Genomic DNA, 26,485 nt, shown 5'->3' with positions numbered 1-26,485 from the left:
GGAGCCGGTGCCACGCGGCCCAGGGTCGAGGGACCCGGGACCGGCCCGGGTCACCCGTGCGGCGGGGTGAGCCGGCGCGGCAGGCAGGCGTTGGTCAGCTCCGCGCCGTGCAGCTGGGGGTAGGTGGCCGCACACCAGGCCTCGACGTCGGCCCGGCCGGCGAACGCGGCGTCGACCACGGTGATCCAGTACGGGTCGCCGTCGGGTGCGGTGGAGCGCCGGCCGAAGTCGGTGCCCTGCAGCACGTACAGCGCCGCCGGGTCGGTCACCGTCGCGAGCCCCGCCCGGCTCTCGGCGAGGACGTCCACGGCGGAGAAGGTGTGCGAGCCGTCCTGCGCGGTCTGCAGCGGGTCGGTGATGCCGACGTCCTTGGACGCGAGCTGGGCGACCCACCGGCCGTCCAGCGGGACCCGGGCCAGCGACTCCTCGCGCAGCGCCGCGAGCTCGGCCAGCGCGCGGGCCTCGGCGGCGGGCTCCCCGGCGTCCTCCCGCGGCTCGGCGGCCGCGGCGGTGCTCGGCGCGGGCTGCTCCGCGCCGGCCGCGCACGGCGGCAGGTCGCCGGGCGCCGGGTCGGGCGTGCACGGGCCGGTGTCGACGCGGGCGGCGACGCCGGTCCACCACGAGGTGGTGCCCATCGCGCCGGCCCACGACAGCGAGACGTGCACGTGGTCGGTGTGCGGGCTGGGCCCGTCGTACGGCCGCCACCCCCGGGCCGGCGACCAGATCTCGCGGTCCCAGATGACGTACATGACGCCGAGCCGCCGCGCCGCCCAGGCGGGTTCCCCGTCGGGTCCGGGCGCGGTCAGCCACGCCAGGAACTCCTCGGCGACCGCCCGCTGCGCCGGCAGGCCCGCGTCGAGCATCCAGTCGAGCGCGCGGCCCTCCTTGTGCTCGCTGGGCCCACCGACGGCGCACTCGCGGGAGATGCCGACGCTGCCGGTGCCGTAGTGGGCCAGCAGCGCGTCGGCCAGGTCGCGCGCGCCCGGCTTGGGCGCGGGGTCGCAGACCGCCTGGGCGACGTAGGGGGCCGGCGCCTCGACCGCCGGTGGCGCGGCCGCCGGGGGCGTCGGTCCCGTCGCGGCGGCGGAGGCGGGGAACGCGGGCAGCAGCGCCGCCAGGCCGGAGGCGAGGACGGTGCCGACCAGCGTGCGGCGGCGGGGCAGCGGGGTCGGGCGCACGGCGTCCTCCGCGGTCTCGGGAGTCCGGCGCGGCTCATCCCAGGGGGACGACGCGGCGGCGGTCCAGCCCCCGAGCCGCCCCGGTTCCGGCTCCGCGGCGTGGCGGCACGCGCCGCGAGCGCCACGCCCGGCGGGCTCAGGCGTCGACGGTGGGCGACCGGCCGCGCAGCGTGTCCAGCGACCGGTACATGCCGACGGCGACCGCGCCGAGCGCGACGAACCCCTCGTCGTCGGCCGCCGCCGACTCGCGGAGCAGCGCGGTGAGCCGCCGCAGCGCGGCACCGGCCTCGCGGACCGCGTCGTCCCCGCCGTCGGCGGACCCGGCGGCGCGCAGCACCCGGGCGAGGCCGTCGAGCGCGTCGGCGAGCAGCCAGCCGGTGCCGCCGTCGACGCGGTCGATGCCGCGGCGGTCCGGGGGGAGGTGGGCCACGAGCGTGGTCAGGTCGTCGACGAGGACGGCGACCCGGTCGAGCGCCCGCGACTCCTGCCGGACACGCGCGGCGGTGCCGCCCCAGCGCCGCGCCCGCGGGTTGGCCAGCCGGGCACGCTCGACCACGGCCTCGGCCGCGCGCATCCGGTCCAGCGCGGCGTCCAGGTCCCGCCGGGGCCGCACCCACTCGCCCGGCGCCGGGAGCGCGCCGCCCCGCAGCCCGCCGGCGATGCCGTGCAGGTGCCGGGCCAGCAGCGCCCGCGTGGTCGCGATCGCCCGGACGGCCGCGGTGAGCTGCATCGGCGGGAACAGCACGGTAGTGACCATGACGCCGATCGCCGCCCCGAGCAGGGTCAGCCCGGCGTAGGCGGCGGCGTAGCGCGCGGGGTCGGCCGCCGTCCCGACGGTGAGCATGAGGACGGCGGCGAAGCTCACCCAGCTCGCGTGCTCCTGCAGCACCCGCCACTGCTCGACGCCGATCGCCAGCGCGACGATCAGCGCGATGGTGAGCGCACCGGGCAGCGCCTGCTCGGTGAGCCGGTGGACCGTGACGCCGAGGCCGAAGCCCAAGAGGATGGCCAGCACCGTCCGCCAGGCCGCGGCGGCGGAGTCGGCCACCGTCGGGTGCACGGCGATGACCGCGCCGAGCGGCGCGTAGTACGCGTACTGGGTGAACGGCGGCGGCAGCAGGACCGCCACCTGCCAGGCGAGCGCGGCGGCCAGCGCCGCGCGCACCGCACGCTGCACCCAGGGCCGGCGCAGCAGCTCGCGCGTCCGGGCCCCCGTCCCCGGCGTCCGCACCGCGGTGCGGCTACCCGCCCGGCCGCGCCCGGGCGGCGGGCTCGGCGCCGTCGCCCGCGGGCGCGTGCCCGGCCGTGTCGCCCACGGGCGCGTGGGCGGCCGTGTCCTCCACCGTGTTCCCGGTGACCCGCACCGACGGGACCCCCGGCGCCCCCTCCCCGCCGGCCTCCACGACCAGCGCGAAGTCCTCGCCGTGCCGGCTGATGCCGTCGACGACGGCCTGCTCGACCGCCTCCACGGCGTAGGTGCGGCGCAGCACCATGGGGTCGGTGCGCACGTCCTTGGCGAGCGCGACGGCCAACCCGACCATGACCAGCGCGAAGGGCAGCGCCGCGATGATCGTCAGGTTCTGCAGGCCGGTGAGCGCCTCGCCGCCGCCCACCAGCAGCATCACCGCCGCGACGGCGCCCATGACCACGCCCCAGAACACCACCGTCCCGCGGCGGGGCCGGAGCGTGCCGCGCTCGGACAGCGAGCCCATGACGATCGAGGCGGCGTCGGCCCCGGAGACGAAGAAGATCGCCACCAGCACCATGACCAGCACCGTCGTGGCGGTGGCCAGCGGGTACTGCTCCAGCACCCCGAACAACTGCCCCTCCGAGGTGGCCTGCCCGGCGACGTCCGCGCCGGACCGCTGCGCGGCGATGCCGGCCCCGCCGAAGACGGCGAACCACACCAGGCTCACGCCGCTGGGCACCAGCAGGACGCCGGTGACGAACTGGCGGATGGTGCGGCCGCGGCTGATCCGGGCGAGGAACAGCCCGACGAACGGCGTCCACGAGATCCACCACGCCCAGTAGAAGACCGTCCAGCCGCGCAGCCACTCCGCCGTCGCCGGGCCGCCGCTGGCCTCGGTGCGGGCGGCCATCTGCGCGAGGTCGGCGACGTAGCTGCCGACCGCTCCGGGGACCAGGTTGAGGATCAGCACGGTCGGTCCGGCCACGAAGACGAACAGGGCCAGGACGACGGCGAGGACCATGTTGACGTTGGACAGCCACTGGATGCCCCGGGCGACGCCGGAGACCGCGGACGCGACGAACGCCGCGGTCAGCACCGCGATGATCCCGACCAGGACGCCGTTGCCCACGTCGCCGGCCCAGCCCAGGATCTCCACGCCGCTGCCGATCTGCAGCGCGCCCAGGCCGAGGGAGGCCGCCGAGCCGAACAGCGTGGCGAAGATGGCCAGGACGTCGACGACCCGGCCCGCCCAGCCCTCGGTGCGGCGCCGGCCGAACAGCGGCTCGAACGCCGCGCTGACCAGCGTCCGGCGGCCGCGGCGGAACGTGCCGTAGGCGATGGCCAGCCCCACCACGGCGTAGATCGCCCAGGGGTGCAGGGTCCAGTGGAACAGGGTCGTGGCCATGGCGGTCTGCACGGCCTCGGGGGTCTCGGCGGCCACCGTGCGCGGTGGCGGGGTGACGTAGTGCGCGAGCGGCTCGGCGACGCCGTAGAACATCAGCCCGATGCCCATCCCCGCGCTGAACATCATCGCGACCCACGAGACGGTGCGGAACTCCGGCGCCTCGTCGTCGCGGCCGAGCGGGATGCGGCCGTACCGGCTGGCCGCCAGCCACAGCACGAAGACGACGAACGCCGAGGCCAGCGTCACGAACAGCCAGCCGAGGTTGGACTCGATCCAGACCAGCGCGCTGCTGCTGGCCGAGCCCAGGCCGCTCGGGCTCACGAACCCCCAGGCGACGAACGCCAGGGCCAGCACCGCGGCGACGGTGAAGACGACGCGGTCGAGCCGGGCGCGCGCGTCGGCCGCCGGGAGAGGCGGCTCGGCGATGGCGGGGTGCGGGTCGGTGGGGAGCGGGGCGACGGCCGGTGCGGCCGCCTCGCCGTCGGGGTGTCCGGGCGGTGCGGTGGGGCTCACTGGTCTGCGTCCGCGCACGCGCGGACGAACCTCCGTTCGGGCGACTGCTGGGGGACCGCGTCCCCGGCGGGCAGGAGTGCGCGCACGGTCAGCACGCAGGCCCGCGCTCCCAGCCTCGGTGCACCCCGCCGGAGCCGCAATCCGGGACCGGCGCCGCCGGGCGGGATGACACGACCGGGGTGCCGGGTTGTTGAACCCGCAAGCACATCGGCCCCTGCACGAGGAGAGCGCCCGCATGACCACCTACGCCGTCACCGGAGCCACCGGCCACCTCGGCCGCCGCGCCGTCGAGGAGCTGCTCGACCGCGGCGTCCCGGCGTCCGACGTCGTCGCCGTCGTCCGCCGTCCCGAGGCCGCCGCCGAGCTGGCCGGCCGCGGCGTGCGGGTCCGCCACGGCGACTACTCGCGGCCGGACACCCTGCCCGCGGCCCTGGCCGGCGTCGACCGGCTGCTGCTGGTCTCCGGCAGCGAGCCGGGGCAGCGGGTCGCCCAGCACGAGGCCGTCGTCGAGGCGGCGGTGGCCGCCGGGGTGCAGCGGATCGTCTACACGTCGATCGCGCACGCCGACACCTCGGCCAACCCGCTCGCCCCCGAGCACCGCGGGACCGAGGAGGTGCTGCTCAAGGCGGACGTCCCGGCGACCGTCCTGCGCAACAGCTGGTACCTCGAGAACTACACCGCGCAGCTCGACCGGTACCTCGCCACCGGCGAGATCGTCGGCGCCGCGGGGGAGGGCCGGGTGTCGATCGCCTCGCGCGCGGACTACGCCGTCGCCGCCGCGGCCGCGCTGCTGGCCGACGAGGAGGGCACCGTCGTCCTCGAGGTCGGCGGGCCCGGCGTGACCCTCGCCGAGCTCGCCGCCGCCGTCACCGAGGCCACCGGGACGACGGTCCGCTACCGCGACCTCCCGGCCGACGAGCTCGTCGCGACCCTGCAGGGCGCCGGCCTCGACGCCGGCACCGCCGGGTTCGTCGCCGCCATCGACACCTCCATCGCGAACGGGGATCTCGACACCGGCGACGCCGACCTCGCCGCCCTGCTCGGCCGGCCGGTGACCCCGCTCGCCGACGCCGTCCGCGCCGCCCGCGCCTGAGCCGCGCGGCCGCCCGGGTCACTCCCGGGCGGCCGCGGGCGTGTCCGCGTGTCCCGGTCATTCCGCGGGCACCGAGTGGTGCTCGTGGGTGACCAGCCAGCGCCCGTCCACCCGGCGCAGGCCCACGGTCAGCCGCACGTCGAACCCCTCGGTGCCCGCCGCGCCGACCCGGAGCAGGCCGTGCGCGAAGGCGACGCCGTCCCCGGCCACCACGGTCAGCCCGGAGACGTCGAACAGGCCCTCGCCCTGGGCCTCCCAGAACAGCCGCCACTGCCGCAGGTAGCTGTCGATCCCGGTCACCACCATCGGCGGCGGGACGTCGAACAGCACGACATCGCCGGTGTGCACGGCCACGACCGCGTCGACGTCGGCGCGCCGCACGGCCCGCGCCCACGCCTCCAGCACCTGGCGGACCTGCAGCTCGTCGGAGTCCATGCGGGGCAGACCGGCCCGGGTCCCCGATCTCATCCCCCGGGGTGAGGTCCGCCGCCCGGCTGCACACGGCCTGCGCCGGTGCCGTAGACCGGGACGTGAACCCGATCGCGTGCCGCGCCGTGGCGCAGGCCGGCCTGGTCGCGGCCACCGCCTCGGCCGACGACGAGCGCCCCTGGCCGCTGCTGCTGGTGGCGGGCTGGCACACCACCGCCACCGACCTCGTGCTGTCCGACGCCCGGCTGGCCGAGGAACTCGCCGCCCTGCCGGTCTGACCGTGTCCCGGCCCCGCCGGGGTCGTTGAGCATCCCGTGATCCCGGACAGCGCCCGCACGGCCGCCCGCCGCGCCGAGGACGTGCTGGCCTGGGCCCCGAGCGGCCGGATCGCCGTCCCGCTCATCGTCGCGCTGGTCGTCGTCGCCGACCTGGTCGGCGTGGGCACCGTCACCCTGCTGCTGCTCGGCGTCTCCGACGACGGGGACGACGCCGGCCGCGGTCCCACCCTGCTCGCCGCGCTGGCCTACCTGCTCGTCGCGCTGCCCGTGGCCACCCTCGCCGGGCTGCGCCGGCAGCGGGCCACCACCGCCTGGCTGCTCGCCGGCCGCGACCCCACCCCGGCCGAGGCCGCCCGCGCGCTGCGGCTGCCGGTGGACGCCGCGCTCATCGCCGCCGTCGTGTGGCTGGCGGGGGCGGTCCTCGCCGGCGCCGTCGCGGCGGTCACCTTCCCCGACCCGCTGGTCGGCCTGCGGGTCGGCGTCGTCGCGCTGCTCGGCGGTGCCGTCACCGCCGGTGTGGTGTCCCTGCTCGTCGCCCGCGCCGCCCGCGCGCTGACCACCCGCGCGCTGGCCGCGCACCCGCCGGCCGGCCGGCTCGCCCTCGGCGTCCGCCCGCGCCTGCTGCTCACCTGGGGGCTGACCAGCGCGGTCCCGCTGCTCGGCGTGGTGCTGCTGTTCGCCGACCCGAGCAACCCCGGCGGGCCCGGCCGCACCGCCGTCGTCTTCCTCGCCGTCGTCGCCGTGCTGGTCGGCGGGCTGGCCACCCTGCTCACCGCCCGCGCGGTCGGGCAGCCGCTGCGCGACCTGCGGCAGGTGGTGCAGCGGGTCGGCGCCGGGGACTACACCGCGAGCGTCACCGTCGACGACGCCGGCGAGATCGGCCTGCTGCAGGAGGGCGTCAACACGATGGCCGCCGGCCTCGCCGAGCGGGAGCGGCTGCGCGACCTGTTCGGCCGGCACGTCGGGACGACGGTCGCCGCGCGGGCGCTGGCCGAGGGCGCCTCGCTGGGCGGGGAGCTGCGGCCGGTGGCGGCGCTGTTCGTCGACGTCGTCGGGTCGACCGCGCTGGTGCGGCGCACCGGCCCGGAGGGGATGGTCGGCCTGCTCAACCGGTTCTTCGCCGTCGTCGTCGACGCGGTCGAGGCCGAGGGCGGGCTGGTGGACAAGTTCGAGGGCGACGCCGCGCTGTGCGTGTTCGGCGCGCCCACCGGGCACCCCGACGCCTCCGGCGCCGCGCTGCGCGCCGCCCGCCGGATCTGCGACGACGTCGCGCGCGCCGGGGAGGTCGACGTCGGCGTCGGCGTGGCTTGCGGGCCGGCGTGGGCCGGGCAGGTGGGCACCGCCAGCCGGCTGGAGTACACCGTCATCGGCGACCCGGTGAACGAGGCCGCCCGGCTCACCGAGCTGGCCAAGGACCGGCCGGGGCGGGCGGTGGCCAGCGAGGCCGCGGTCCGGGCCGCCGGCGGCGGAGAGGCCGCCCACTGGGTGCCCGACGCGGAGGTGGAGCTGCGCGGCCGCGGCGAGCCGACCCGCACCTACGTCCGCGCGAACACCTGACCGTCGGGGCCGTGCGAGCGGACGACGACGAGCACGTCCTCGCTCTGCAGCGTGCCGATCAGCGGGTCGTCGAAGCGCAGCGTGCGCCCGCCGCGGGTCACCGACAGCACGATGTCGCGCAGGTCGCGCGGGCCCAGGCCGACCTCGCCGGAGGTCACCGTGCGCTGGGAGAGGTCCAGTCCCTGCCCGCCGGTGAGCAGGTCCTCGACGACGGACACGACCCGCGGGCTGTCGGTGGACAGGCCCAGCAGCCGGCCCGACGTCGCCGAGGTGGTGATGACGGTGTCGGCGCCGGACTGGCGCAGCAGCTGCGCGTTCTCCTCCTCGCGCACGGAGGTGGTGATCGGCACGCTCGGGTTGAGCTGCCGGACGGTGAGGGTGATCAGCACCGAGGCGTCGTCCCGGTTGGCCGCCACGATCACCGCACGGGCCCGCTCGACGTGCGCGCGGCGCAGCACGTCGGTGCGCCCGGCGTCGCCGACGATGCCGGTCAGGCCGATCGAGTTGGCCTCGTCGATGGCCCGCTGGTCGCCGTCGACGATGACGATGTTCTCCAGCGGCGTGCCGGTGGCCCGCAGCGAGCGGACGGCGCTGCGGCCCTTGGTGCCGTAGCCGCACACGATGACGTGCTGACGCACGCGGGACCTCCAGCGTCGGATCCGGAACTCCTCGCGCGAGCGCGCGGTGAGCGCCTCGAGCGTGGTGCCGATGAGGACGATCAGGAACATGACGCGCAGCGGCGTGATGAACAGGATGTTCACCAGCCGCGCGCCCTCGGTGATCGGCGTGATGTCGCCGTAGCCCGTGGTCGAGAGCGTGACCGTGGAGTAGTAGACGGCGTCGAGCAGCGAGATGCCGACCTCGTCGCCGTCGCGGTAGGAGTCGCGGTCCAGCCAGACGATGAACACGGTCAGCGCGAGGAAGAACGCCGCCAGGACGACCCGCTGCCACACCTGGCGCACGGGGGACTGCTCGACGTGCGCGATCTGCACCCCGGTGTGCGGGTCGTCGCCCGGCCCGTGTCCGCCCATCACGTCCGGCGACGATAGCGAGCGGGGGCGGTGCGCACCGGGATGCCGGCGCGCACCGCCCCGATCGGGTCAGCCGCCGGCCACCGCCTCGCGCTCGCGGGCGGCCAGCTCCCGCTTGAGCACCTTGCCCGCCGCCGACACGGGGATGGCGTCGATGAAGACGACGTCGCGCAGCCGCTTGTAGTGGGTGACCCGGTCGTTGACCGCGGCCATCACCGACTCGGCGGTCAGCGCCGCCCCGGCGTCGTCGGCCCTGCGGACCACGTAGGCCACCGGCAGCTCCCCGGCCGCCTCGTCGGGCCGGCCGACGACGGCGGCGCCGGCCACGCCCGGCACGCCGAAGAGGATCTCCTCCAGCTCGCGCGGGAACACGTTGTAGCCCTTGTAGAGCAGCATGTCCTTGGTGCGGTCGACGATCGACAGGTAGCCGTCCTCGTCGAGGATCCCGACGTCGCCGGTGTGGAACCAGCCGTCGGCGTCGATCGCCTCCGCGGTGGCCTCGGGGCGGTGCGCGTAGCCGCGCATGACCTGCGGGCCGCGGATGCACACCTCGCCGCGCTCGCCGGTGGGCAGCGGGTCGCCGCCGCCGAGCGGCCGGACGGTGATCTCGGTGTCAAAGATCGGCACGCCGACCGTGCCGGCCTTGCGGGTGCCGGAGCGGAACGTCGGGTTGCCGGTGGCCATCATGGTGACCTCGGTCAGCCCGTAGCCCTCGCCGATGACGGCGTTGGGCAGCAGCGCCTGCAGCCGCTCGATGAGCGACACCGGCAGCGGCGCGGCGCCGCTGGAGACGCCGCGGACGTGCGACCAGTCCTGCTCGGCGAACCCGGGCACCTGCAGCAGCGCCACGAACACCGGTGGGGCGCCGCCGATGCTGGTGACCCGGTGGCGCTTCGCGCCCTCGACGTACCTCACCGGGTCGAAGCGCATGTGGATCACGGTGGTGGTGCCGCCCATGACCATGCCGTTGAGGTAGCCGATCGCGCCCATGGCGTGGAACCACGGCGTGAGGTTGACCAGCGTGGCCTCGCCCAGCCGGGTCGGGCACTCGTCCTCGCCGAGCACCTGGCGGATCGTGACGTCCCCGGCCTCGTCGAGCTCCGGCAGCGAGCCCGAGGTCCAGCACGAGGACTGCAGCACGTTGGTGACCACGTTGCGGTGCGGCAGCTCGACGCCCTTGCTCACCCCCGTGGTGCCGCCGGTGTAGGCCAGGTGCGCCAGGTCGGCGGCGGGGTCGAGCCCGGCGTCGAGGTGCCGGTCGGTGGGGTCGGCGGCCAGCAGGTCGGCCAGGTCGACGTCGGTCGCCTCCAGGCCCTCGAGCCGCGCGGCGAAGTCGAGGGTGTGCGCCTCCCCGGTGACGACGACGGTGTGCACGGGCGTGGCCTCGAGCGCGCTGCGGACGAAGGGCAGCACCTGGTCCCAGGTGACCAGGACCTTGGCGCCGGCGTCGGTGAGCTGGGCGGCGAGGTCGGCGGCGGGCAGCAGCGGGTTGGTGGGGGAGAAGACGGCGCCGGCCATCACCACGCCGTAGTAGACGGCCGGGTACTGGCGGCAGTTCGGGATGTGCACCGCGACGACGTCACCGCGGCCCACGCCGTGGTCGGCCAGCCAGTTGGCGACCGCGGCGGCCCGCGCGCCGAGCTCCTCGAAGGTCAGCTCGACGTCGTGGTCGACGAACGCCGTCCGCGTGCCCCAGCGGCGCACCGCGGCGCGCAGGATCGACCCGACCGGCACCAGCGGGTACTCCAGCGAGCGCGGCAGGCCCGGCGGCCAGCTGGCGGCGGGCTCCTCCGCGGCGTCGGCGGGCGCAGGGTGCGTGGCGGTCATGCGTGTCCTTCCGTCCGGAACAGGGCTTCGTCAGCGTGGTACAGCTCACATCCGCTGTCACGCAGCGCTGTGCACACCTGCGGCTGTGCACGGCGCACAGCTCCAGCGCTAGACAGCGGGGTCGGAGACCAGCGAGCCGGCGCGGTGCTCCTCGCGCAGCGCGGTCTTGAGCACCTTGCCGCTGGGGTTGCGCGGCAGCGCGGACACCACCGAGTACTCGCGCGGGTGCTTGTAGCGGGCCAGTCGCTCGCCGCACCACGCCGACAGCTCGGCGGGTGTGGGCGGGTTCTCCGGGTCCCGCGGCGCGATCACCGCCAGCGGCGCCTCGCCCCAGCGCGGGTCGGGCACCCCGATGAGCGCCACCTCGGCGACGCCGGGGTGCGCGGCGAGCGCGTCCTCCACCTCGGCGCAGTACACGTTCTCGCCGCCGGTGATGATCATGTCCTTCTTGCGGTCGACGACGTAGAAGTAGCCGTCCTCGTCCTCGCGCACCAGGTCGCCGGAGTGGAACCAGCCGCCGGCGAACGCCTCCGCCGTCGCCTCCGGCTTGCCCCAGTACTCCTTCATGACCATCGGGCTGCGGTAGACGATCTCGCCCACCTCGCCGCGCGGCACGTCCTGCATGGCGTCGTCGACGACGCGGACCTCGACGTTGAGCATCGGCGTCCCGACCGAGCCGATCTTGCGGATCGAGTCCTCGCCGCGGAGCAGGCAGGTGACCGGGCTGCACTCGGTCTGGCCGAACGCGGTGACCACCTCGGCCTGCGGGAACGTGTCGATCATCGCCCGCAGCAGGGTGGTCGACGCCGGCGCCGCGCCCCAGGAGATCCGCTTGAGGCAGGACAGGTCGCGCTCGGCGATCCCCGGCACCGCGACCACCGCCGCCCACATCGCGGGCACGAGGAAGAGGTTGGAGATCCGCTCGCGCTCGACGAGGTCGAGCACGGCCACCGGGTCGAAGCCGCCCGAGGCGAGGATGACGTGGGTGCCGCCGAGCAGCAGCGGCGGCAGCCCGCCGGCCAGCCCGGCGATGTGGAACAGCGGCGCTCCCGGCGCGCCGACCCGGTCGTCCGGGCCCACCCCGAGGGTGGCCACCTGGCTGAACACGTGCATCAGCAGGTTGTGGTGGGTGAGGACGGCGCCCTTGGGCCGGCCGGTGGTGCCCGACGTGTACATGATGAACGCCGGCGCCGACTCGTCGACCTCGACGTCGGGCGGCTCGGCCGACGCCGCCGCGAGCGCGTCCTCGTAGTCCTGGCCGACGGTCAGGACGGTGTGCACGCCCGGCGCCTGCTCCCGCGCCTCGGCCGCGACGCCGGCCAGCGCGGCGTCGACCACCAGGGCGGCCGCCCCGCTGTCGGTGAGCACGTAGGCCACCTCGTCGGCGACCAGCCGGAAGTTGACCGGGACGACGATCGCGCCCAGCCGCACGCCGGCGAGGTAGGACTCCCAGACCTCGATCCCGTTGAGCCCCAGCACCGCCACCCGGTCGCCCGCGGTCACGCCCCGGTCGGCCAGCGCGCGCGCCAGGCGGGTGACCCGCTCGTCGAGGTCGGCGTAGGTGCGGCCGGTGCCCGAGAAGCGCACGGCGACCGCGTCGGGGGTGCGCCGGGCCCAGCGGGCGAGCTGGTCGGCCGTCGTCATGCCGCGCCCCTGCAGCCGGGGGGTCGGGTCGTCCACGGGTTCCTCCTGCGCCGCCGCCGGGTGTGACCCGCGTCATGCTGGCGGGGCGGCAGGAGGCGGTCAACCCTGACCGTCAGGGCACCCGGGCGGCCGCGCCGACCAGCATCGGGTCGACCAGGACGGCGTCCGCGGCGGCGGCCTCGGCGCGCAGCCGCCGCTCGAAGTCCTCCGGTCCGACCTCCGCGGCGGTGGCCGTGCCGGTGCGCTCGAAGGCCGGCAGCAGGCTGGTGACGTCGCCTGCGACGACCGCGCACCAGGCCGCGTCGCCGCCCCGCTCCAGCGGCCGGGCGGACGCGAGCACGGGGTCGGGCAGCCCCGCGGCGCGGAAGGCGCCGGTCAGCCGGAGGCCCGCGTCGAGGGGGATGCCGAGCCGGCCGAGCGCGGTGCGCAGCCACCGGTCGTAGGCGGTCAGCAGCGGCAGCGGCGGGTGCGCGGCCCGGCTGGTGAGGACGACGTCCTGGAAGGCGACCACCCCGCCGGGGCGCACCGGCCGGGCCACCGCCAGGTGACGGTCCGAGGCGTCGACGCCGACCACTCGGCCCGTGGGTCCGACCCGCTCCGCGGCGGCCAGCGCGGCCACGCCGGGGCCGCAGCCGAGGTCGACCGCCGACGCGCCCGGCGCCAGGCCCGCGCTGTCCAGCCAGGCGGCGGTCGCCGGGCCGTAGAGGCGGGCGAGCACGTCCAGCCGGGCCGGCCCGGGGTCGGTGTCGCCGAGGACGCACCCGGTGCCGGGACCGTCGCGGGTGCCGCTCGTCGTGCACCCGCAGGGTGGCCCGGCGGCGGCCGTGCCGTCAGCCCTCCGCGGACGGCGTCAGCATCCGTGCGGCGAGCCCCTTCCAGAGCGGGAGGTGCGGGTCGGTGGCGGCGGGCCGCTCCTCGAAGGCGTACACGCAGGCCACCCCGCGCATGCTGGTGAACAGCAGCTCGCACACCTCGGCGTAGCGGGGGGCCGAGGCGATCCGCGGGCCCCATATCCCGTCGGCGACCCGGCGGATCGCCGCGCGCAGCCGGCGCTCCTCGACCCGCAGCGCCGCCCGCAGCTGCGGGTCGGTGCGGGCGGCCACCCACAGCTCCATCGCCGCCCAGAACGGCGGCTCCTGGAACGTCGCCCACATGAGGTCGATCGCCCGGTCGATCCGCTCCGGCCCGGCCGGCTCGTCGGCCATGACCGCCGCCGCGCGCTCCTCCACCCCGGCCAGCAGGGTGCTCGACAGGTGCCCGGCGGCGGCGACCAGCAGCTCGGCGCGGGACGGGAAGTGGTGCAGCAGCCGGCCGCGGGACACCCCGGCCCGGGCCTGCACGGCCAGGGTGGACGCGCCGGCGTACCCGGACTCGACCAGGCAGGCGACGGCGGCGTCGAGGATCAGCGCCCGGCTGTCGGCCGTGCGGGTCGACCGGCTGCGCGGGCCGTCGTCCGGGAGGGGGTCGGCGCTCACCCGCCGCAGGCTAGGGCCCCGGCGGGCCGCTGAACAGTCACCGTTGACCGTCGAGGGTGACCGCTGTCACGCTGCGGCGCGTACTGCTCGACGACGAGGAGGTACCGGGTGGACTTCGACGACACCCCCGAGGAGGCGTCCTACCGGGCGCACGTCCGCACCGTGCTCGACGAGCACGCGTCCGAGCTGCTGCACGTCTCACCGGGGGAGCCGGTCGACGCGCGCTCCCGCGAGGCGGAGCTGCGGGCCACCCAGCGGGTGCTGGCCGAGGCGGGGCTGGTGGGCGTCACGTGGCCGCGGGAGTACGGCGGGCAGGGCGGCACGCTGGTGCAGCAGGCGATCGTGGCCCAGGAGCTCGCCCGCGCCCGGGTGCCCACGCTGATCAACCACATCGGCATCGGCATGTGCGGGCCCACGGTCATCGCGCACGGCAGCGACGACCAGCGCGCCCGCTACCTGGCCCGGCTGCTGCGCGCCGACGACGTCTGGTGCCAGCTGTTCAGCGAGCCCGGCTCCGGCTCGGACCTCGCCGCACTGCGCACCTCGGCCGTCCGCGACGGCGAGGACTGGGTCGTCAACGGCCAGAAGGTCTGGACGACGCTCGCGCACGTCGCCGACCACGGCATCCTGCTCACCCGCACCGACCCGGCCCGGCCCAAGCACGCCGGGCTGACGATGTTCGTCGTCGACATGCACGCGCCGGGCGTGACCGTCCGGCCGCTGCGCCAGATGAGCGGCGGCGCGGACTTCAACGAGGTCTTCTTCGACGACGTCCGCATCCCCGACGCCGAGCGGCTCGGCGAGCCCGGCGAGGGCTGGCGGGTCGCGCTCACCACGCTGATGAACGAGCGGGTCGCGATCGGCGGCGCCGGCAGCGACATCGGCCCGGCGCCGGAGTCGCTGGCCGCGCACGCCCGCGACCGGCTGCCCGCGCTCGACCCGGAGCGGCAGGCGCTGGCCCGGCAGGCGGTCGGGCGGGCGCTGGTCGCCTCGCTGGCCGCCCGCTACACCGGTTACCGGCGGTTCACCACGCTGTCCCAGGGCGGCGTGCCCGGCCCGGAGGCCAGCGCCGGCAAGCTCGGCGGCACCGCCGCGGCCCGGCTGGTCGCCGACGCCGGCGTCCGGCTGCTCGGCGACGACGCCGTGTACGGCGCCACCGCCGACGGCGACGACACCTGGCAGCGCGCGCAGGCCTACGTGCCCGGCATCGCGATCGCCGGCGGCACCGACCAGGTGCTGCGCAACATCCTCGGCGAGCGGGTGCTCGGCCTGCCGCCGGAACCCCGCACCGACAAGACCGCGCCGTTCTCCGGAGGTGCCCGGTGAACTTCGACCTGTCCGACGACCAGCGCGCGGCCGCCGCCGGCGCGCGCGAGTTCTTCACCGGCTCGGTCACCCCGGCCGCCGCCCGCGCGACGCTCGAGGGCGCCGGCGTCCCGGGCCCGGGGCGCAAGGCACTGGCCGACATCGGCTTCCTCGGCATCTCGGTGCCGGAGTCCGCGGGCGGCGCCGGCGGCAGCGTGCTCGACCTCGCCGTCGTCGCCGAGCAGGCCGGCGCCGTGCTGGCCGGGCCCTCCCTGGTCACCGCCGCGCGCGCCGCGGTGCTGCTGGAGTCCGCGCCCGACCTCGCCGCGCAGCTGGCCGACGGGTCGGCCGCGCTCGCCGTCCTCGACGGGCCGGTCACCGGCTCCGCGCCGTCGCTGGACGCCGCCGACGCCACGCTGTTCCTCGGCCTCGACGACGGCGCGCTCGTCGTCGGCGAGGGCGAGGTGACCCCCGGCCGGCCGATGGACGCCACCCGCGGGCTCGCCTCGGTGCGGATGACCTCCCGCCGGGTGCTCGCCGAGGACGCCGGGCAGCTGTGGGCGCGGGCCCGCCAGGTGGGCGCGGCGGTCCTGGCCGCCGAGGACCTCGGCGCCGCCGACCGCGCGGTGCTGATGGCCGTGGAGTACGCCCGTCAGCGCGAGGCGTTCGGCCGGGTCATCGGCTCCTACCAGGCGGTCAAGCACATGCTGGTCGACGCCTGGGTGGGCGTGGACCAGCTGCGCTCGCTGGTGTGGTGGGCGGCGTGGGCGGCCGACTCCTCGCCGGCCGAGCTCCCGCTGGCCGCGGCTGCCGCCAAGGCCTACGCCGCCGAGGTCGCCGAGCGGGCCACCGAGACGGCGATCCAGGTCCACGGCGGCATCGGGTTCACCTGGGAGCACGACGCGCACCTGTACTGGCGCCGCGCCAAGGTGGACCGGCTGCTGCTCGGGGACGCCGCCGAGCACCTGGACACCGTCGCCCGGCTCGCCGAGGCCGGCGCCCTGGGATGACGTTCCAGCAGCTCCGGTACGAGGTCGCCGACCGCGTCGCGACGATCACCCTGTCCCGGCCCGACCGGCTCAACGCCTTCACGCCGGTGATGGCCGCCGAGCTGGCCCGGGCCGCGGCCGTCGCGGACGCCGACGAGGGGGTGCGGGTCGTCGTCGTCACCGGGGAGGGGCGGGCCTTCTGCGCCGGCGCCGACCTGGGCGCGGGCTCGGGGACCTTCGCCGACCGCGACCGGGGCGGGGACCCGCCGGTGCAGGGGACCGTCGACGGCGTCGCGCGGGACTGGGGCGGTGTCGCGTCGCTGCCGTTCGCCGCGCTGCGCAAGCCGGTGATCGCCGCGGTCAACGGCCCGGCGGTCGGCATCGGCGCGACGATGGTGCTGCCGATGGACGTGCGGATCGCGGCGGGGTCGGCCCGCTTCGGCTTCGTCTTCGCCCGCCGCGGCATCACGCCGGAGGCGGCGTCGACGTGGTTCCTGCCGCGGGTGGTCGGCATCAGCCGGGCGGTGGAGTGGGTGGCCACCGGCCGGGTGTTCGGCGCCGAGGAGGCGCTGCGCGGCGGGCTCGTCAGCCGGGTGGTCCCCGACGCCGACCTGGTGCCCGCCGCGCTCGACCTGGCCCGGGAGATCGCCGACAACACCTCCGGGGTGGCGGTCGCCGCGGCCCGGCAGATGCTGTGGTCGATGCTCGGGGCGCCCTCGCCCTGGGACGCCCACCGGATCGAGTCGCGGGCCCTGGCCGAGCTCGGCCGCGGTCCCGACGCCGCCGAGGGCGTGGCCGCCTTCCTCGCCAAGCGCGCGCCGGCGTTCGCCACGCCGCTGGGGGCGGGGCCGGTGGCCGGCGTCCCGCCCTGGCCGCAGCCCCCGGACGACGTCGCCCCCTGAGCTCCACCGTGATCGCGGGCTAGACGGCGGCGATGGCGGCGACGGGGGCGGTGCGGGCCGCGCGGCGGGCCGGCAGCACCGAGGACAGCAGCCCGGCGACGGTCGCGACGACGACGATCGCGCCCACCTGCAGCCAGGGGACGTCGACCACGACCTCGCCGGCCGTGCCGAGCACCGAGGCGGTCCCGGTCACCCCGTAGACCCCGCCGAGGACGACGCCGAGCACCGCGGCCACCCCCGACACCAGCACCGCCTCCCAGGCGAGCAGCCCGCGCAGCTGGCCGCGGGTCAGCCCCATCGCCCGCAGCAGGCCGTTCTCCTGCCGGCGCTCCACCACCGACAGCGCCAGGGTGTTGCCCACGCCGATCAGCGCGATGACCACCGCGACGCCCAGCAGGCCGGTGACCACGAGCAGCAGCACGTCGAGCACCTCGTCCATCTGCTGGCGCAGGCTCACCACCCCCGTCACCTGGGCGTCGGTCGCGGCCGCGCCGACGGTGTCGGTCACCGTGTCGACGACGGCGGACTGCACGTCGGCGTCGGCGTCGTCCAGCCGCAGCCACAGCTGGCCGACCGCGGCGTCCGGGGCGAGGGCGGCGAGGTCGGCGCCGGCGAGCAGCAGCGGGGCGTCCCCGTCCACGACCTCCGCGCGCAGCGTCACCGTCCGCCCGTCGAGGGAGAGCTCCACCGGGTCGCCCGTGCCGACCGACCAGGAGTCGGCCTGCCACTGCGGGACGAGCGCCTCGCCCGGCCGGGGCAGCCGCAGGTCGGCCGTCGACCGCAGCGCCGGGACGGCGGTCGCGGTGTCCACGCCGTAGGCCTCCCACGGCTCGCCGTCGGGACCGGCCGGCCGGGCGAGGGTGAGCGCCGTGCCGGTGGTGACGCCGTCGAGGGCCTCGAGCCGGTCCAGCAGGGACGGCGGCAGGTCCCCGCCGAGCCCCTCGACGACGACGTCGGCGGGATAGGCGGCGGCCAGCCCGGCGGTCGCCGTCGCCCGGGTGGACGCGGTGCCCACCACCATCGCGGTGGTCAGCGTGACGCCGATGAGCAGCGCGGTGGCCGTCGCCGCGGTGCGCCGGGGGTTGCGGGTGGCGTTGCCCGCGGCCAGCCGGGCCGGCACCCCGCCCACGCGGGACACCAGGCGGCCCGCCGCGCGGACCACCGGCGGCACCCCGCGCTGGGCGAGCAGGACGACGCCGAGGAAGCTCGCCACGCCGCCGGGCAGCGCGACGAACACCGTGGACACCACCACGCCCAGCGCGAGCAGCGCCGCCCCGGGCACGAGCAGCGACAGCCCGAGCACCAGGCGCAGCACGCCGGGGCGGGAGCGCAGGGGCGCGGGGTCCAGCGGGCGCAGCGCGGCCAGCGGCGCCACCCGGGTCGCCGCGCGGGCCGGGGCGAGCGCGGCCAGCAGGGTGGTGAGCGTGCCGACGGCGGGCCCCGCGAGGACCGCCGTGAGCGGGACCGCGAGCCCGGACAGCGGCACGGGGGAGTCCACGCCGCCGGCGAGCGCCGAGACGACGGCGGCGAGCCCGACACCGGCCGCGACGCCGACCGCCGAGGCGGCGAGCCCGGTGACCGCGGCCTCGGCCAGCACGCCGCGGCGCACCTGCCGGGCGGTGGCGCCGACGCAGCGCAGCAGGGCCAGCTCGCGGGTCCGCTGGGCGAGCAGGACGGCGAAGGTGTTGGCGATGACCAGCCCCGCCACGACGACCGCCACGGTGCCGAACACCAGGAGCACGGCGGCCAGCGCGGTGGCGTTGCCGAGCATCGACGCGGCGCGGTGCTCGGCCTGCTCGGTGCCGGTGCGCACGGTCAGCGGCTGCCCGGCGAGCGCCTCGCGCACCGCGGCGACCAGGACCTCCTCGTCGGCGCCCGGGACGCCGGCGACCCGCAGCTCGGCCGGGTCGACCGCGCCCCAGGCCCGCACCTGTGCGGGGGTGGCCCAGGCCCGCCCGTACAGGCCGGCCTCCGGGTCGCCGCCGAGGTCGACCACCCCGGTGACCGTCACGGGGGTGGAGGTCTGCGTGCCGTCCGGCGCGGTCCCGGCCACCTGCAGCACGTCGCCGACGTCCGCGCCGGCGCGCTCGCTGACCGCGACCTCGCCCGGCCGGTCGGGGAGCGCGCCGTCGGCCAGCCGCTGCCAGCGCAGCGCGGGGTCGTCGGCGACCGTCCCGACCAGCAGGTACTGCGCCCCGGTGCGGCCGGGGGTGACCGCCTGCACCGAGGTCTCCCACTCCGGCGCCACGGCGAGGACGCCGTCCAGGCCGGTGACGGTGGGCACGTCGTCGAGCAGGGAGCTGCCGTCGTCGGAGGTGACGACGGCGTCGGCGCCGAGGTAGCGGGCGCCGGCGGCGGTGAGCACGGTGCTGCGCGTGGTCTCGTTGAGCACGAGCGTGGCGACGACGAACGCCACCGCGAGCACGACGGCCAGGCAGGAGGCGACCAGCCGCGGCAGGTGGGCGCGCAGGCCGGCGAGCGTGGTGGAGAGCACCGGTCAGCCCCCGAGCCCGCGCAGCGCCTCGAGCACCGACGCGGCGGTGGGCCGCTCGACCTCCCCGGCGAGCCGCCCGTCGGCCAGCAGCACGACCCGGTCGGCGTAGGAGGCCGCGGTCGGGTCGTGGGTGACCATGACGACGGTCTGGCCGGTCTCGCGGACGCTGCTGCGCAGCAGGTCGAGCACCTCCGCGCCGGCGCGGGAGTCGAGGTTGCCGGTCGGCTCGTCGGCGAACACGACGTCGGGGCGGGGGAGCAGCGCCCGGGCGATGGCCACCCGCTGCTGCTGGCCGCCGGACAGCTCCGAGGGCCGGTGCCGCAGCCGCTCGCGCAGGCCGAGGCGGGCGATCACGGCGTCGAACCAGGCCGGGTCGGGACGGCGGCCGGCCAGCTGCATCGGCAGCACGACGTTCTCGCGTGCGTCGAGCACCGGCAGCAGGTTGAACGCCTGGAAGACGAAGCCGATCCGCTCGCGGCGCAGCCGGGTCAGCTCGTCGTCGCGCAGCCGGGTCAGCTCGGTGTCGCCGAGGAAGACCCGTCCCGACGTGGCGGTGTCCAGGCCGGCCAGGCAGTGCATGAGCGTGGACTTGCCCGACCCGGACGGTCCCATGATCGCGGTGAACTCCCCGCGGCCGAAGGCGACGTCGACGCCGGCCAGTGCGCGCACGGCCGTCTCACCGGTGCCGTGCACCTTGGTCAGGCCGGTGGCGCGCACGGCGGCGGACGACACCGACGCCGGCGGCTCGCCGGGGACGGTCATGACGGGGACGGACACGGGAGACCTCCGCGGATCGCTTCTGGGACGACGACGACCCTCACGGCCGCGGCCGTCCTCCCGCGTCGGAGCGGAGGGCGGTTCCCGCCGTCGCGCCGCTGCGTCCCCGGGCGGAGGCCCGTCCTCCCCCGGGAGGACGCGGCGGCGCCGCGTCGTCCACCGCGGCGCGCACACCCCTTCACCCGTCCGGGCACCCCTGCCACCATCGGCGCCACGGCCGCCGGGCCAGGCGCTGGAGGAGGCCGGTCGGTGCGCGCGCCGGGCGGCGGAGCGTCCCCGCGCGTGGTGGACCCGCCGGGTCGGCGGGCGGTCGCGACACGGAACGGGAGGCGATCTCCGTGCACGTCGGCGTCATCCACCGCATCTCCGACCCCGCCGCGTTCGAGCAGGCCGAGCAGGAGGCACTGGCAGCGGGCCTCCCGGACGGTTTCCGCCTGCCGGTCCACGCCGAGACCCCGGACCACTCGACCGCCCTCTGCGTCTGGGAGGGCCCCTCGGTGGACGCGGTCCGCGACCTCGTCGAGTCCGTGGTCGGCGACTACAGCCGCAACGAGTACTTCGAGATGGAGCTGGACCTGACTCCGACGTCGGTCTGAGCGCGCGGGGGAGGGGTCCCGAGCCGGTGGGGAGGCGGTCAGGCGTCGCGGAGCAGGTCGGCGGGGGAGACCAGCCCGGTCCGGTAGGCGAGGACGACGGCCTGCACGCGGTCGCGCGAGCCGGTCTTCGCCAGCACCCGCCCGACGTGCGTCTTCACCGTCGCCTCGCTGACGAACAGCCGCTGCGCGATCTCGGTGTTGGTGGCGCCGAGCGCCATCTGCACGAGCACCTCGCGTTCGCGCGGGGTCAGCTCGGCCAGCTCGGTCGCCGGCGCGGGCGCCGACCCGGCCCCGCGCAGCATCGGCGCCACGTGCCGCAGCAGCCGGCGGGTGGAGCTGGCCGCGATCACCGAGTCGCCGGCGTGCACGGTGCGGACGGCGGCGAGCATCTCCTCCGGCGGCGCGTCCTTGAGCAGGAAGCCGCTGGCCCCGGCGCCGATCGCGGACACCACGTACTCGTCGAGGTCGAAGGTGGTCAGCACGACCACGCGCGGCGCCTCGGGCAGCGCGGTCACCTGCCGGGTGGCCTCGATGCCGTCGGTGCCGGGCATGCGGACGTCCATCAGCACGACGTCGGCCCGGGTGGACCGCAGCAGGTCGACGGCCGCGGCGCCGTCGCCGGCCTCCCCGACGACGGTCAGGTCGGGCTGGGAGTCGATGACCATCCGGAACCCGGCGCGGACCATCTGCTGGTCGTCGACCAGCACCACCCGGATGGTCACCGCGCGCCGCCCAGCGGCAGGACCGCGTGCACCCGCCAGCCGCCACCCGCGCGGGGGCCGGCCTCCAGCCGCCCGCGGTGCAGCTGGGCCCGCTCGTGCATGCCGCGCAGCCCCTGGCCGTGCCCGTCCCCCTCGGCCAGGGCCGCCGCCGCGCCGCGGCCGTCGTCGAGCACCGACAGCTCGAGGGAGTCCGGGCGCCAGTGCAGCCGCACCCACGCCCGGCCGCTGGGCCCGGCGTGCTTGAGCACATTGGTCAGCGACTCCTGCACGATCCGGTAGGCGGCCAGCTGCGGGCCGGCCGCCATGGGCCGCGGCTCGCCCTCCACCAGCAGGTCGACGTCGAGCCCGCTGGCCCGGACGTCGTCGACGAGGGCCGGGACGGCGGTGACGTCGGGCTGCGGGGCGTACTGCTCGGCAGCGCCGTCGCGCAGGACCCCGAGCAGGGCGCGCATGTCGGTGAGCGCCTGCCGGCCGGTGGCGGCGATCGCCTCCAGCGCGCCGGTGGCCACCTCCGGATCGGTCCTCCCGGCGTAGCGGCCGCCGTCGGCCTGCGCGATGACCACCGACAGGGAGTGCGCGACGACGTCGTGCATCTCGCGGGCGATCCGGGCCCGCTCGGCGGTGGCGGCCAGCCGCATCTCCTGATCGCGCTCGATCTCCAGCAGCCGGGCGCGCTCGGCCAGGCCGGCGAGCTCACCGAGCCGGGAGCGGCGCACCCGGCCCAGGGCCCAGGCCGCGACGACGGACACGCTGACCGAGCCGGCGCTGACCAGCAGGGAGTCGGGCAGGTCCGAGGAGTACCAGCGCAGCGCCACGAGGACGGCGCCGGTGAACCCGAGGACCAGCCCCGCCCGGGAGGCCCACGGCGGCGCGTACGCGGCCAGCGCGTAGACCATGAGCAGCGCGGAGACGTTGGCGGCGAGGAAGTCGGTGCCCGCGACCAGCTCGAGCAGCCCCACGGCGGTGACGGCGGCGGCCGCGGGGACCGGGGAGCGACGGCGCCAGGCCAGCGGGGCGACCAGCAGCACGCCGAGGACGAACGCGACGCCCTCGGACGGCCAGTACGCCCGCGCGGGCGCGACGACGGTGACCAGCCCGACGAGCGCGGCGAGCGCGGCGTCGACCTCGAAGGGGTGCGCGCGCAGCCGCGCCACCAGGCGCTCGAGGAGGGGCCGCTCGTCCATCGCGCCGAATCTAGGCAGCACGGCGCGCGCCGTCGTCCACCCGGGGGAGGACCCGCCCGTCGGACCGGGGGCGGAGGTGCTCAGTCCTCGTTCAGGTGGCGCAGCAGCGTCTCGCCGATGTCCCGCATCGCCGCGACCTGCTCGGGGGTGAGCTGGTCGAACAGGTGGGTCCGCACGCCCTCGACGTGGATCGGCGCGGCGCCCTCCAGGGCGGCGAAGCCCTCGTCGGTGAGGACGGCGAGCAGCCCGCGCCCGTCCTCGGCGCAGACCTGACGGCGCACCCAGCCCCGCTCCTCGAGCCGGGACACCGCGTGCGACAGCCGGCTGCGGGAGGACAGGCAGCGGTCGGCCAGCTCGCTCATCCGCATCTGCCGGCCGGGCGTCTCCGACAGCTGCACGAGGATCTCGTAGTAGGCGTGCGGGATGCCGGTGGCCCGCATCAGCTCGCGGTCGAGCCGGTCGTTGAGCAGCTGGGTGCTGTAGAGCCAGGCCCGCCAGGCCTTCTGCTCCTCGGCGTCGAGCCAGCGTGGCTCCCCGGCGGGCGGGCCGGCGGCAGCCCCCGCTCCGGGTGACACCTGCGTCGTCATGTCCGTCAGGGTACTGGCGGAATAGTCAAGCGCTCAACTACGCTGTGGACCGCGGAAGCTCAAACGCTCAACCACCGAGAGGTCCCTCCCATGACCAGCACCACCGCCGTCCAGATCCCCGGCTACGTCGCCGGCACCTGGGACATCGACGCCACCCACTCCACCGTCGGCTTCTCCGTCCGCCACATGATGGTGAGCAAGGTCCGCGGCTACTTCACGGAGTTCTCCGGCGAGATCGTCACCGCCGAGGACCCGGCCGCCTCCTCGGTGACCGCCACCATCGACATGGACTCGATCGACACCCGCCAGGAGCAGCGCGACGCGCACATCCGCTCCGCCGACTTCTTCGACGTGGGCAACCACACCGTCATGACCTTCCGCTCGACCGGCGTCGTCGCCGACGGCGAGGACTGGACCGTCCAGGGCGACCTGACCATCAAGGGCATCACCAAGCCGGTCACGCTGGCCCTCGAGCTCAACGGCTTCGGTCCCGACGCCTACGGCGGCTACCGCGCCGGCTTCAGCGCCAAGACCTCCATCTCCCGCAAGGCCTTCGGCGTCGACATCGACATGCCGATGGACGGCGGCGGCGTCGTCGTCGGCGACAAGATCGACGTCGAGCTCGAGATCGAGGCCGTGCTCCGCACCGCCTGATCCGCTCCCGAGGGCCCCGGACGCACAGCGCGCGTCCGGGGCCCTCGCGCGTCCGGACCCACCTCCGTGCGTCCGGGCTCGCCTCCGCGCGTCCGGGCTCACCTCCCACGGTCGGCCAGGACGCCGCACGATCAGCCCACCTGATCGTGCGGTGCCCCTCCGGGGACACTGGGGGCATGACGACGTCCGTGCTGACCCGCGCCCGCACCCGGCTGTCCTCCGCCGTCCTCGTCGCCGTCGGGCTGGCGGCCGGCTTCGGCGTCGCGCAGGGCACCGGCGTCCGGGCGCTGGGCGGGGCGGTGTTCCTCGCCGGGGGGCTGGGCGCGGCCTGGCTGTGGGTGCAGCGCCGCGGCGTGGCGGCCGCCCTCGGGCTCGGCGCGCTCTACGTCGGCGCGTTCGTCCTGGCGCACGTGCTGGCCCTCGGCGCCGGGTTGCCGGCCTGGCTGGCGGTGAGTCTGGTCACGATCGCCGCCGCAGGGGTGACGTACGCGGTGGCGGACCGGCCGCAGGCGGGGGTCCCCGGGCGCTGAGCCCCTAAGCTGGGTGGGAAGGTCGCGACCCCGGCGGCCGTTGTACGGAGCACCGCGAGCGCTGCCGCCGCGGGATCCCCCTGACTCTCCCCGAGGTGCCCTTCCGCATGCCCACCCGCGACGACCTGCGCAACGTGGCGATCATCGCCCACGTCGACCACGGCAAGACCACCCTGGTCGACGCCCTCCTCCGCCAGGCCGGTGCGCTCGGCCGCGCCAAGGGCGAGGGGACCGACGCCGACACGACGCAGGACCGCGTCATGGACTCGATGGACCTCGAGCGCGAGCGCGGGATCACCATCCTGGCCAAGAACACCGCCATCCGCCTGGCCGACGAGAACGGCAACCCGGTGACGGTGAACATCGTCGACACCCCCGGCCACGCCGACTTCGGCGGCGAGGTCGAGCGCGGCCTGTCGATGGTCGACGGCGTCGTGCTGCTCGTGGACTCCTCCGAGGGCCCGCTGCCGCAGACCCGCTTCGTGCTCCGCAAGGCGCTCGGCAAGGGGATGCCGGTGATCCTGGTGGTCAACAAGACCGACCGGTCCGACGCGCGCATCGCCGAGGTCGTCGACGAGACCTACGAGCTGTTCATGGAGCTGCTCGAGGACAACGGCCTGGACACCGACGCCCTCGAGTTCCCGATCGTCTACTGCAACGGCAAGGAGGGACGGGCGTCGCTCACCCGGCCCGCCGACGGCACCAGCCCCGACAGCCCCGACCTCGCGCCGCTGGTCACCACGCTGCTGGAGACCATCCCGGCGCCGACCTACGACGCCGAGGAGCCGCTGCGCGCGCAGGTCACCAACCTCGACGCCTCGCCCTACCTCGGCCGGCTGGCGCTGCTGCGCATCCACTCCGGCACGATGAAGAACGGCCAGACCGTCGCCTGGTGCCGCACCGACGGCAGCGTCAAGAACGTCAAGATCACCGAGCTGCTGGTCACCGAGGGCCTCACCCGCACCCCGGCCGACAGCGCCGGCCCCGGCGACCTCGTCGCCATCGCCGGCATCGAGGACGTCATGATCGGCGACACCCTCGCCGACCCGAACGACCCGCGGCCCCTGCCGCCCCTCACCGTCGACGAGCCGTCGATCTCGATCACCATCGGCATCAACACCTCGCCGATCTCGGGCAGGAGCGGCAAGAAGCTCACCGCCCGGCTGATCAAGAACCGCCTCGACCAGGAGCTGGTCGGCAACGTCTCGGTGCGCATGCTGCCCACCGAGCGCCCCGACACCTGGGAGATGCAGGGCCGCGGCGAGCTGGCGCTGGCCATCCTCGTCGAGCAGCTGCGCCGCGAGGAGTTCGAGCTCACCGTCGGCCGCCCGCAGGTGGTCACCAAGGAGATCGACGGCAAGCTCCACGAGCCGGTCGAGCGGGTCACCATCGACACCCCGGGCGAGTACGTCGGGACGCTGACCCAGGCGCTGGCCTCCCGTCGCGGGCGCATGGAGAACCTGGTGCACCACGACACCGGCTGGGCGCGGATGGAGTACGTCGTGCCCTCGCGCGGCCTCATCGGGTTCCGCACCGAGTTCCTCACCGAGACCCGCGGCACCGGCGTCCTCAACCACAACCTCGAGGGCTACGAGCCGTGGATGGGCGACATGCGCGCCCGCCCGACCGGCTCGCTGGTGGCCGACCGGCAGGGCGTGGCGACGTCGTACGCGATGTTCTCGCTGCAGGAGCGCGGCCAGATGATGGTCACCCCGGGCACCGAGGTGTACGAGGGCATGATCGTCGGGGAGAACTCCCGGCCCGACGACATGGACGTCAACATCACCAAGGAGAAGAAGCTCACCAACATGCGGTCCTCGACCGCGGAGGAGCTCGAGCGCCTGGTGCCGCCGAAGGTCCTCAACCTCGAGCAGGCGCTGGAGTTCTGTGCCGAGGACGAGTGCGTCGAGGTGACGCCGGCCGCCGTCCGCGTGCGGAAGGTCATCCTCGACCAGAACGAGCGCGGCAAGGCGAAGAACCGCAAGCCCAAGGCGTGAGCCACCCGTGCACCCCCGCGGGGGTGCACGCCTCGCCGAGCCCCCCTCCCGTCCGCCGGACGGGGGGCCCTCCGGGGGTGCGCGGCACAGCCCCGGCGCTGGCGTCAAACGCTCGTGACCCGGCGGGTT

General features: G+C 76.3%; 24 protein-coding genes. 10 read left to right on the top strand and 14 right to left on the bottom strand.

Annotated features, from left to right (window positions below):
* Positions 1–50: 50 nt before the first annotated feature.
* From ACI8AB_RS16245 to ACI8AB_RS16235, 3 genes are all read right to left on the bottom strand, one after another.
* A complete protein-coding gene (locus tag ACI8AB_RS16245; RefSeq protein WP_456950950.1) occupies positions 51–1,178 on the bottom strand; it encodes a hypothetical protein in 1,128 nt (375 codons plus the stop codon).
* Positions 1,179–1,314: 136 nt separating this feature from the next.
* Positions 1,315–2,409, bottom strand: a complete 1,095-nt coding sequence (locus tag ACI8AB_RS16240) for an FUSC family protein (protein WP_456950949.1) — start codon at positions 2,407–2,409, stop codon at positions 1,315–1,317.
* A 10-nt stretch (positions 2,410–2,419) separates the two neighbouring features.
* Positions 2,420–4,285 (bottom strand): BCCT family transporter, encoded by a 1,866-nt coding sequence (locus ACI8AB_RS16235; RefSeq protein WP_456950948.1) that lies wholly within the window; start codon positions 4,283–4,285, stop codon positions 2,420–2,422.
* A gap of 235 nt (positions 4,286–4,520) precedes the next feature.
* On the opposite strand from ACI8AB_RS16235, the gene ACI8AB_RS16230 reads away from it, so the two are divergent.
* Positions 4,521–5,378 carry an NAD(P)H-binding protein gene (locus tag ACI8AB_RS16230; RefSeq protein WP_456950947.1) on the top strand — a complete coding sequence of 286 codons (858 nt, stop codon included), beginning with the start codon at positions 4,521–4,523 and terminating at the stop codon, positions 5,376–5,378.
* 57 nt (positions 5,379–5,435) lie between these two features.
* Here ACI8AB_RS16230 and ACI8AB_RS16225 read toward each other — a convergent pair whose 3' ends face one another.
* Entirely contained in the window at positions 5,436–5,813 is a 378-nt protein-coding gene (locus tag ACI8AB_RS16225) for a YybH family protein (RefSeq protein WP_456950946.1), read from the bottom strand.
* Positions 5,814–5,908: 95 nt separating this feature from the next.
* Between ACI8AB_RS16225 and ACI8AB_RS16220 the strand changes: the two genes are divergently transcribed.
* A complete protein-coding gene (locus tag ACI8AB_RS16220) occupies positions 5,909–6,085 on the top strand; it encodes a hypothetical protein (RefSeq protein WP_456950945.1) in 177 nt (58 codons plus the stop codon).
* A 36-nt stretch (positions 6,086–6,121) separates the two neighbouring features.
* The gene (locus tag ACI8AB_RS16215; RefSeq protein WP_456950944.1) at positions 6,122–7,642 is read left to right on the top strand and encodes an adenylate/guanylate cyclase domain-containing protein; all 1,521 of its coding nucleotides are present in this window, start codon (positions 6,122–6,124) and stop codon (positions 7,640–7,642) included.
* On the opposite strand, the gene ACI8AB_RS16210 is transcribed toward ACI8AB_RS16215, so the two are convergent.
* The 5 genes from ACI8AB_RS16210 to ACI8AB_RS16190 all read right to left on the bottom strand — a co-directional run bounded on the left by ACI8AB_RS16210 (position 7,621) and on the right by ACI8AB_RS16190 (position 13,619).
* The gene (locus tag ACI8AB_RS16210) at positions 7,621–8,673 is read right to left on the bottom strand and encodes a potassium channel family protein (RefSeq protein ID WP_387986558.1); all 1,053 of its coding nucleotides are present in this window, start codon (positions 8,671–8,673) and stop codon (positions 7,621–7,623) included. The genes ACI8AB_RS16215 and ACI8AB_RS16210 overlap by 22 nt on opposite strands.
* Positions 8,674–8,742: 69 nt before the next feature.
* The gene (locus tag ACI8AB_RS16205) at positions 8,743–10,500 is read right to left on the bottom strand and encodes a class I adenylate-forming enzyme family protein (protein WP_456950943.1); all 1,758 of its coding nucleotides are present in this window, start codon (positions 10,498–10,500) and stop codon (positions 8,743–8,745) included.
* A 108-nt stretch (positions 10,501–10,608) separates the two neighbouring features.
* Positions 10,609–12,180: a long-chain-fatty-acid--CoA ligase gene (locus ACI8AB_RS16200; protein ID WP_456950942.1), complete on the bottom strand. Its 1,572-nt coding sequence runs from the start codon at positions 12,178–12,180 to the stop codon at positions 10,609–10,611.
* 76 nt (positions 12,181–12,256) lie between these two features.
* Complete coding sequence (locus ACI8AB_RS16195; RefSeq protein ID WP_456950941.1) at positions 12,257–12,862, bottom strand: methyltransferase domain-containing protein; 606 nt, start codon at positions 12,860–12,862, stop codon at positions 12,257–12,259.
* 112 nt (positions 12,863–12,974) lie between these two features.
* Positions 12,975–13,619 (bottom strand): TetR/AcrR family transcriptional regulator, encoded by a 645-nt coding sequence (locus ACI8AB_RS16190; protein WP_387986036.1) that lies wholly within the window; start codon positions 13,617–13,619, stop codon positions 12,975–12,977.
* Between the two features lie 108 nt (positions 13,620–13,727).
* Here ACI8AB_RS16190 and ACI8AB_RS16185 point away from each other — a divergent pair, with 108 nt between their 5' ends.
* Genes ACI8AB_RS16185 through ACI8AB_RS16175 form a run of 3 tightly spaced genes read left to right on the top strand, consistent with a single transcriptional unit; the run spans position 13,728 to position 16,815 of the window.
* Entirely contained in the window at positions 13,728–14,945 is a 1,218-nt protein-coding gene (locus ACI8AB_RS16185; protein WP_456950940.1) for an acyl-CoA dehydrogenase family protein, read from the top strand.
* Positions 14,942–15,934 (top strand): acyl-CoA dehydrogenase family protein, encoded by a 993-nt coding sequence (locus tag ACI8AB_RS16180; RefSeq protein WP_456950939.1) that lies wholly within the window; start codon positions 14,942–14,944, stop codon positions 15,932–15,934. The genes ACI8AB_RS16185 and ACI8AB_RS16180 overlap by 4 nt, the downstream gene beginning before the upstream one ends.
* Positions 15,931–16,815: an enoyl-CoA hydratase-related protein gene (locus ACI8AB_RS16175; protein ID WP_456950938.1), complete on the top strand. Its 885-nt coding sequence runs from the start codon at positions 15,931–15,933 to the stop codon at positions 16,813–16,815. Before ACI8AB_RS16180 ends, ACI8AB_RS16175 begins: the two co-directional genes overlap by 4 nt.
* 19 nt (positions 16,816–16,834) lie before the next feature.
* On the opposite strand, the gene ACI8AB_RS16170 is transcribed toward ACI8AB_RS16175, so the two are convergent.
* A complete protein-coding gene (locus tag ACI8AB_RS16170; protein ID WP_456950937.1) occupies positions 16,835–19,309 on the bottom strand; it encodes an FtsX-like permease family protein in 2,475 nt (824 codons plus the stop codon).
* Between the two features lie 3 nt (positions 19,310–19,312).
* The gene (locus tag ACI8AB_RS16165) at positions 19,313–20,086 is read right to left on the bottom strand and encodes an ABC transporter ATP-binding protein (RefSeq protein WP_456904009.1); all 774 of its coding nucleotides are present in this window, start codon (positions 20,084–20,086) and stop codon (positions 19,313–19,315) included.
* A 338-nt stretch (positions 20,087–20,424) separates the two neighbouring features.
* Here ACI8AB_RS16165 and ACI8AB_RS16160 point away from each other — a divergent pair, with 338 nt between their 5' ends.
* Positions 20,425–20,682 carry a hypothetical protein gene (locus ACI8AB_RS16160; protein WP_456950936.1) on the top strand — a complete coding sequence of 86 codons (258 nt, stop codon included), beginning with the start codon at positions 20,425–20,427 and terminating at the stop codon, positions 20,680–20,682.
* Positions 20,683–20,720: 38 nt separating this feature from the next.
* On the opposite strand, the gene ACI8AB_RS16155 is transcribed toward ACI8AB_RS16160, so the two are convergent.
* The 3 genes from ACI8AB_RS16155 to ACI8AB_RS16145 all read right to left on the bottom strand — a co-directional run bounded on the left by ACI8AB_RS16155 (position 20,721) and on the right by ACI8AB_RS16145 (position 23,175).
* Complete coding sequence (locus tag ACI8AB_RS16155; RefSeq protein ID WP_456950935.1) at positions 20,721–21,404, bottom strand: response regulator; 684 nt, start codon at positions 21,402–21,404, stop codon at positions 20,721–20,723.
* On the bottom strand, positions 21,401–22,588 hold the full coding sequence (locus tag ACI8AB_RS16150) for a sensor histidine kinase (RefSeq protein ID WP_456950934.1): 1,188 nt from the start codon (positions 22,586–22,588) through the stop codon (positions 21,401–21,403). Before ACI8AB_RS16150 ends, ACI8AB_RS16155 begins: the two co-directional genes overlap by 4 nt.
* Before the next feature lie 80 nt (positions 22,589–22,668).
* On the bottom strand, positions 22,669–23,175 hold the full coding sequence (locus ACI8AB_RS16145; protein ID WP_456950933.1) for a MarR family winged helix-turn-helix transcriptional regulator: 507 nt from the start codon (positions 23,173–23,175) through the stop codon (positions 22,669–22,671).
* A 90-nt stretch (positions 23,176–23,265) separates the two neighbouring features.
* Between ACI8AB_RS16145 and ACI8AB_RS16140 the strand changes: the two genes are divergently transcribed.
* The 3 genes from ACI8AB_RS16140 to typA all read left to right on the top strand — a co-directional run bounded on the left by ACI8AB_RS16140 (position 23,266) and on the right by typA (position 26,356).
* Positions 23,266–23,829, top strand: a complete 564-nt coding sequence (locus ACI8AB_RS16140) for a YceI family protein (RefSeq protein ID WP_387986016.1) — start codon at positions 23,266–23,268, stop codon at positions 23,827–23,829.
* A gap of 176 nt (positions 23,830–24,005) precedes the next feature.
* Positions 24,006–24,359 carry a hypothetical protein gene (locus ACI8AB_RS16135; RefSeq protein ID WP_456950932.1) on the top strand — a complete coding sequence of 118 codons (354 nt, stop codon included), beginning with the start codon at positions 24,006–24,008 and terminating at the stop codon, positions 24,357–24,359.
* A gap of 107 nt (positions 24,360–24,466) precedes the next feature.
* Entirely contained in the window at positions 24,467–26,356 is a 1,890-nt protein-coding gene (gene typA, locus ACI8AB_RS16130; RefSeq protein WP_387986011.1) for a translational GTPase TypA, read from the top strand.
* The last annotated feature ends 129 nt before the right edge of the window (positions 26,357–26,485 follow it).

The organism is Geodermatophilus sp. SYSU D00698 (genome assembly GCF_054050335.1).
This window is presented reverse-complemented; position numbering and strand designations above follow the sequence as displayed.

Bases quoted from the DNA above. Each gene is read 5' to 3' on its own strand.
- ACI8AB_RS16205 (WP_456950943.1), bottom strand. From the start codon at position 10,500: ATGACCGCCACGCACCCTGCGCCCGCCGACGCCGCGGAGGAGCCCGCC.
- ACI8AB_RS16135 (WP_456950932.1), top strand. From the start codon at position 24,006: ATGACGACGTCCGTGCTGACCCGCGCCCGCACCCGGCTGTCCTCCGCC.
- ACI8AB_RS16225 (WP_456950946.1), bottom strand. From the start codon at position 5,813: ATGGACTCCGACGAGCTGCAGGTCCGCCAGGTGCTGGAGGCGTGGGCG.
- typA (WP_387986011.1), top strand. From the start codon at position 24,467: ATGCCCACCCGCGACGACCTGCGCAACGTGGCGATCATCGCCCACGTC.
- ACI8AB_RS16145 (WP_456950933.1), bottom strand. From the start codon at position 23,175: ATGACGACGCAGGTGTCACCCGGAGCGGGGGCTGCCGCCGGCCCGCCC.
- ACI8AB_RS16175 (WP_456950938.1), top strand. From the start codon at position 15,931: ATGACGTTCCAGCAGCTCCGGTACGAGGTCGCCGACCGCGTCGCGACG.
- ACI8AB_RS16210 (WP_387986558.1), bottom strand. From the start codon at position 8,673: ATGGGCGGACACGGGCCGGGCGACGACCCGCACACCGGGGTGCAGATC.
- ACI8AB_RS16150 (WP_456950934.1), bottom strand. From the start codon at position 22,588: ATGGACGAGCGGCCCCTCCTCGAGCGCCTGGTGGCGCGGCTGCGCGCG.
- ACI8AB_RS16230 (WP_456950947.1), top strand. From the start codon at position 4,521: ATGACCACCTACGCCGTCACCGGAGCCACCGGCCACCTCGGCCGCCGC.
- ACI8AB_RS16140 (WP_387986016.1), top strand. From the start codon at position 23,266: ATGACCAGCACCACCGCCGTCCAGATCCCCGGCTACGTCGCCGGCACC.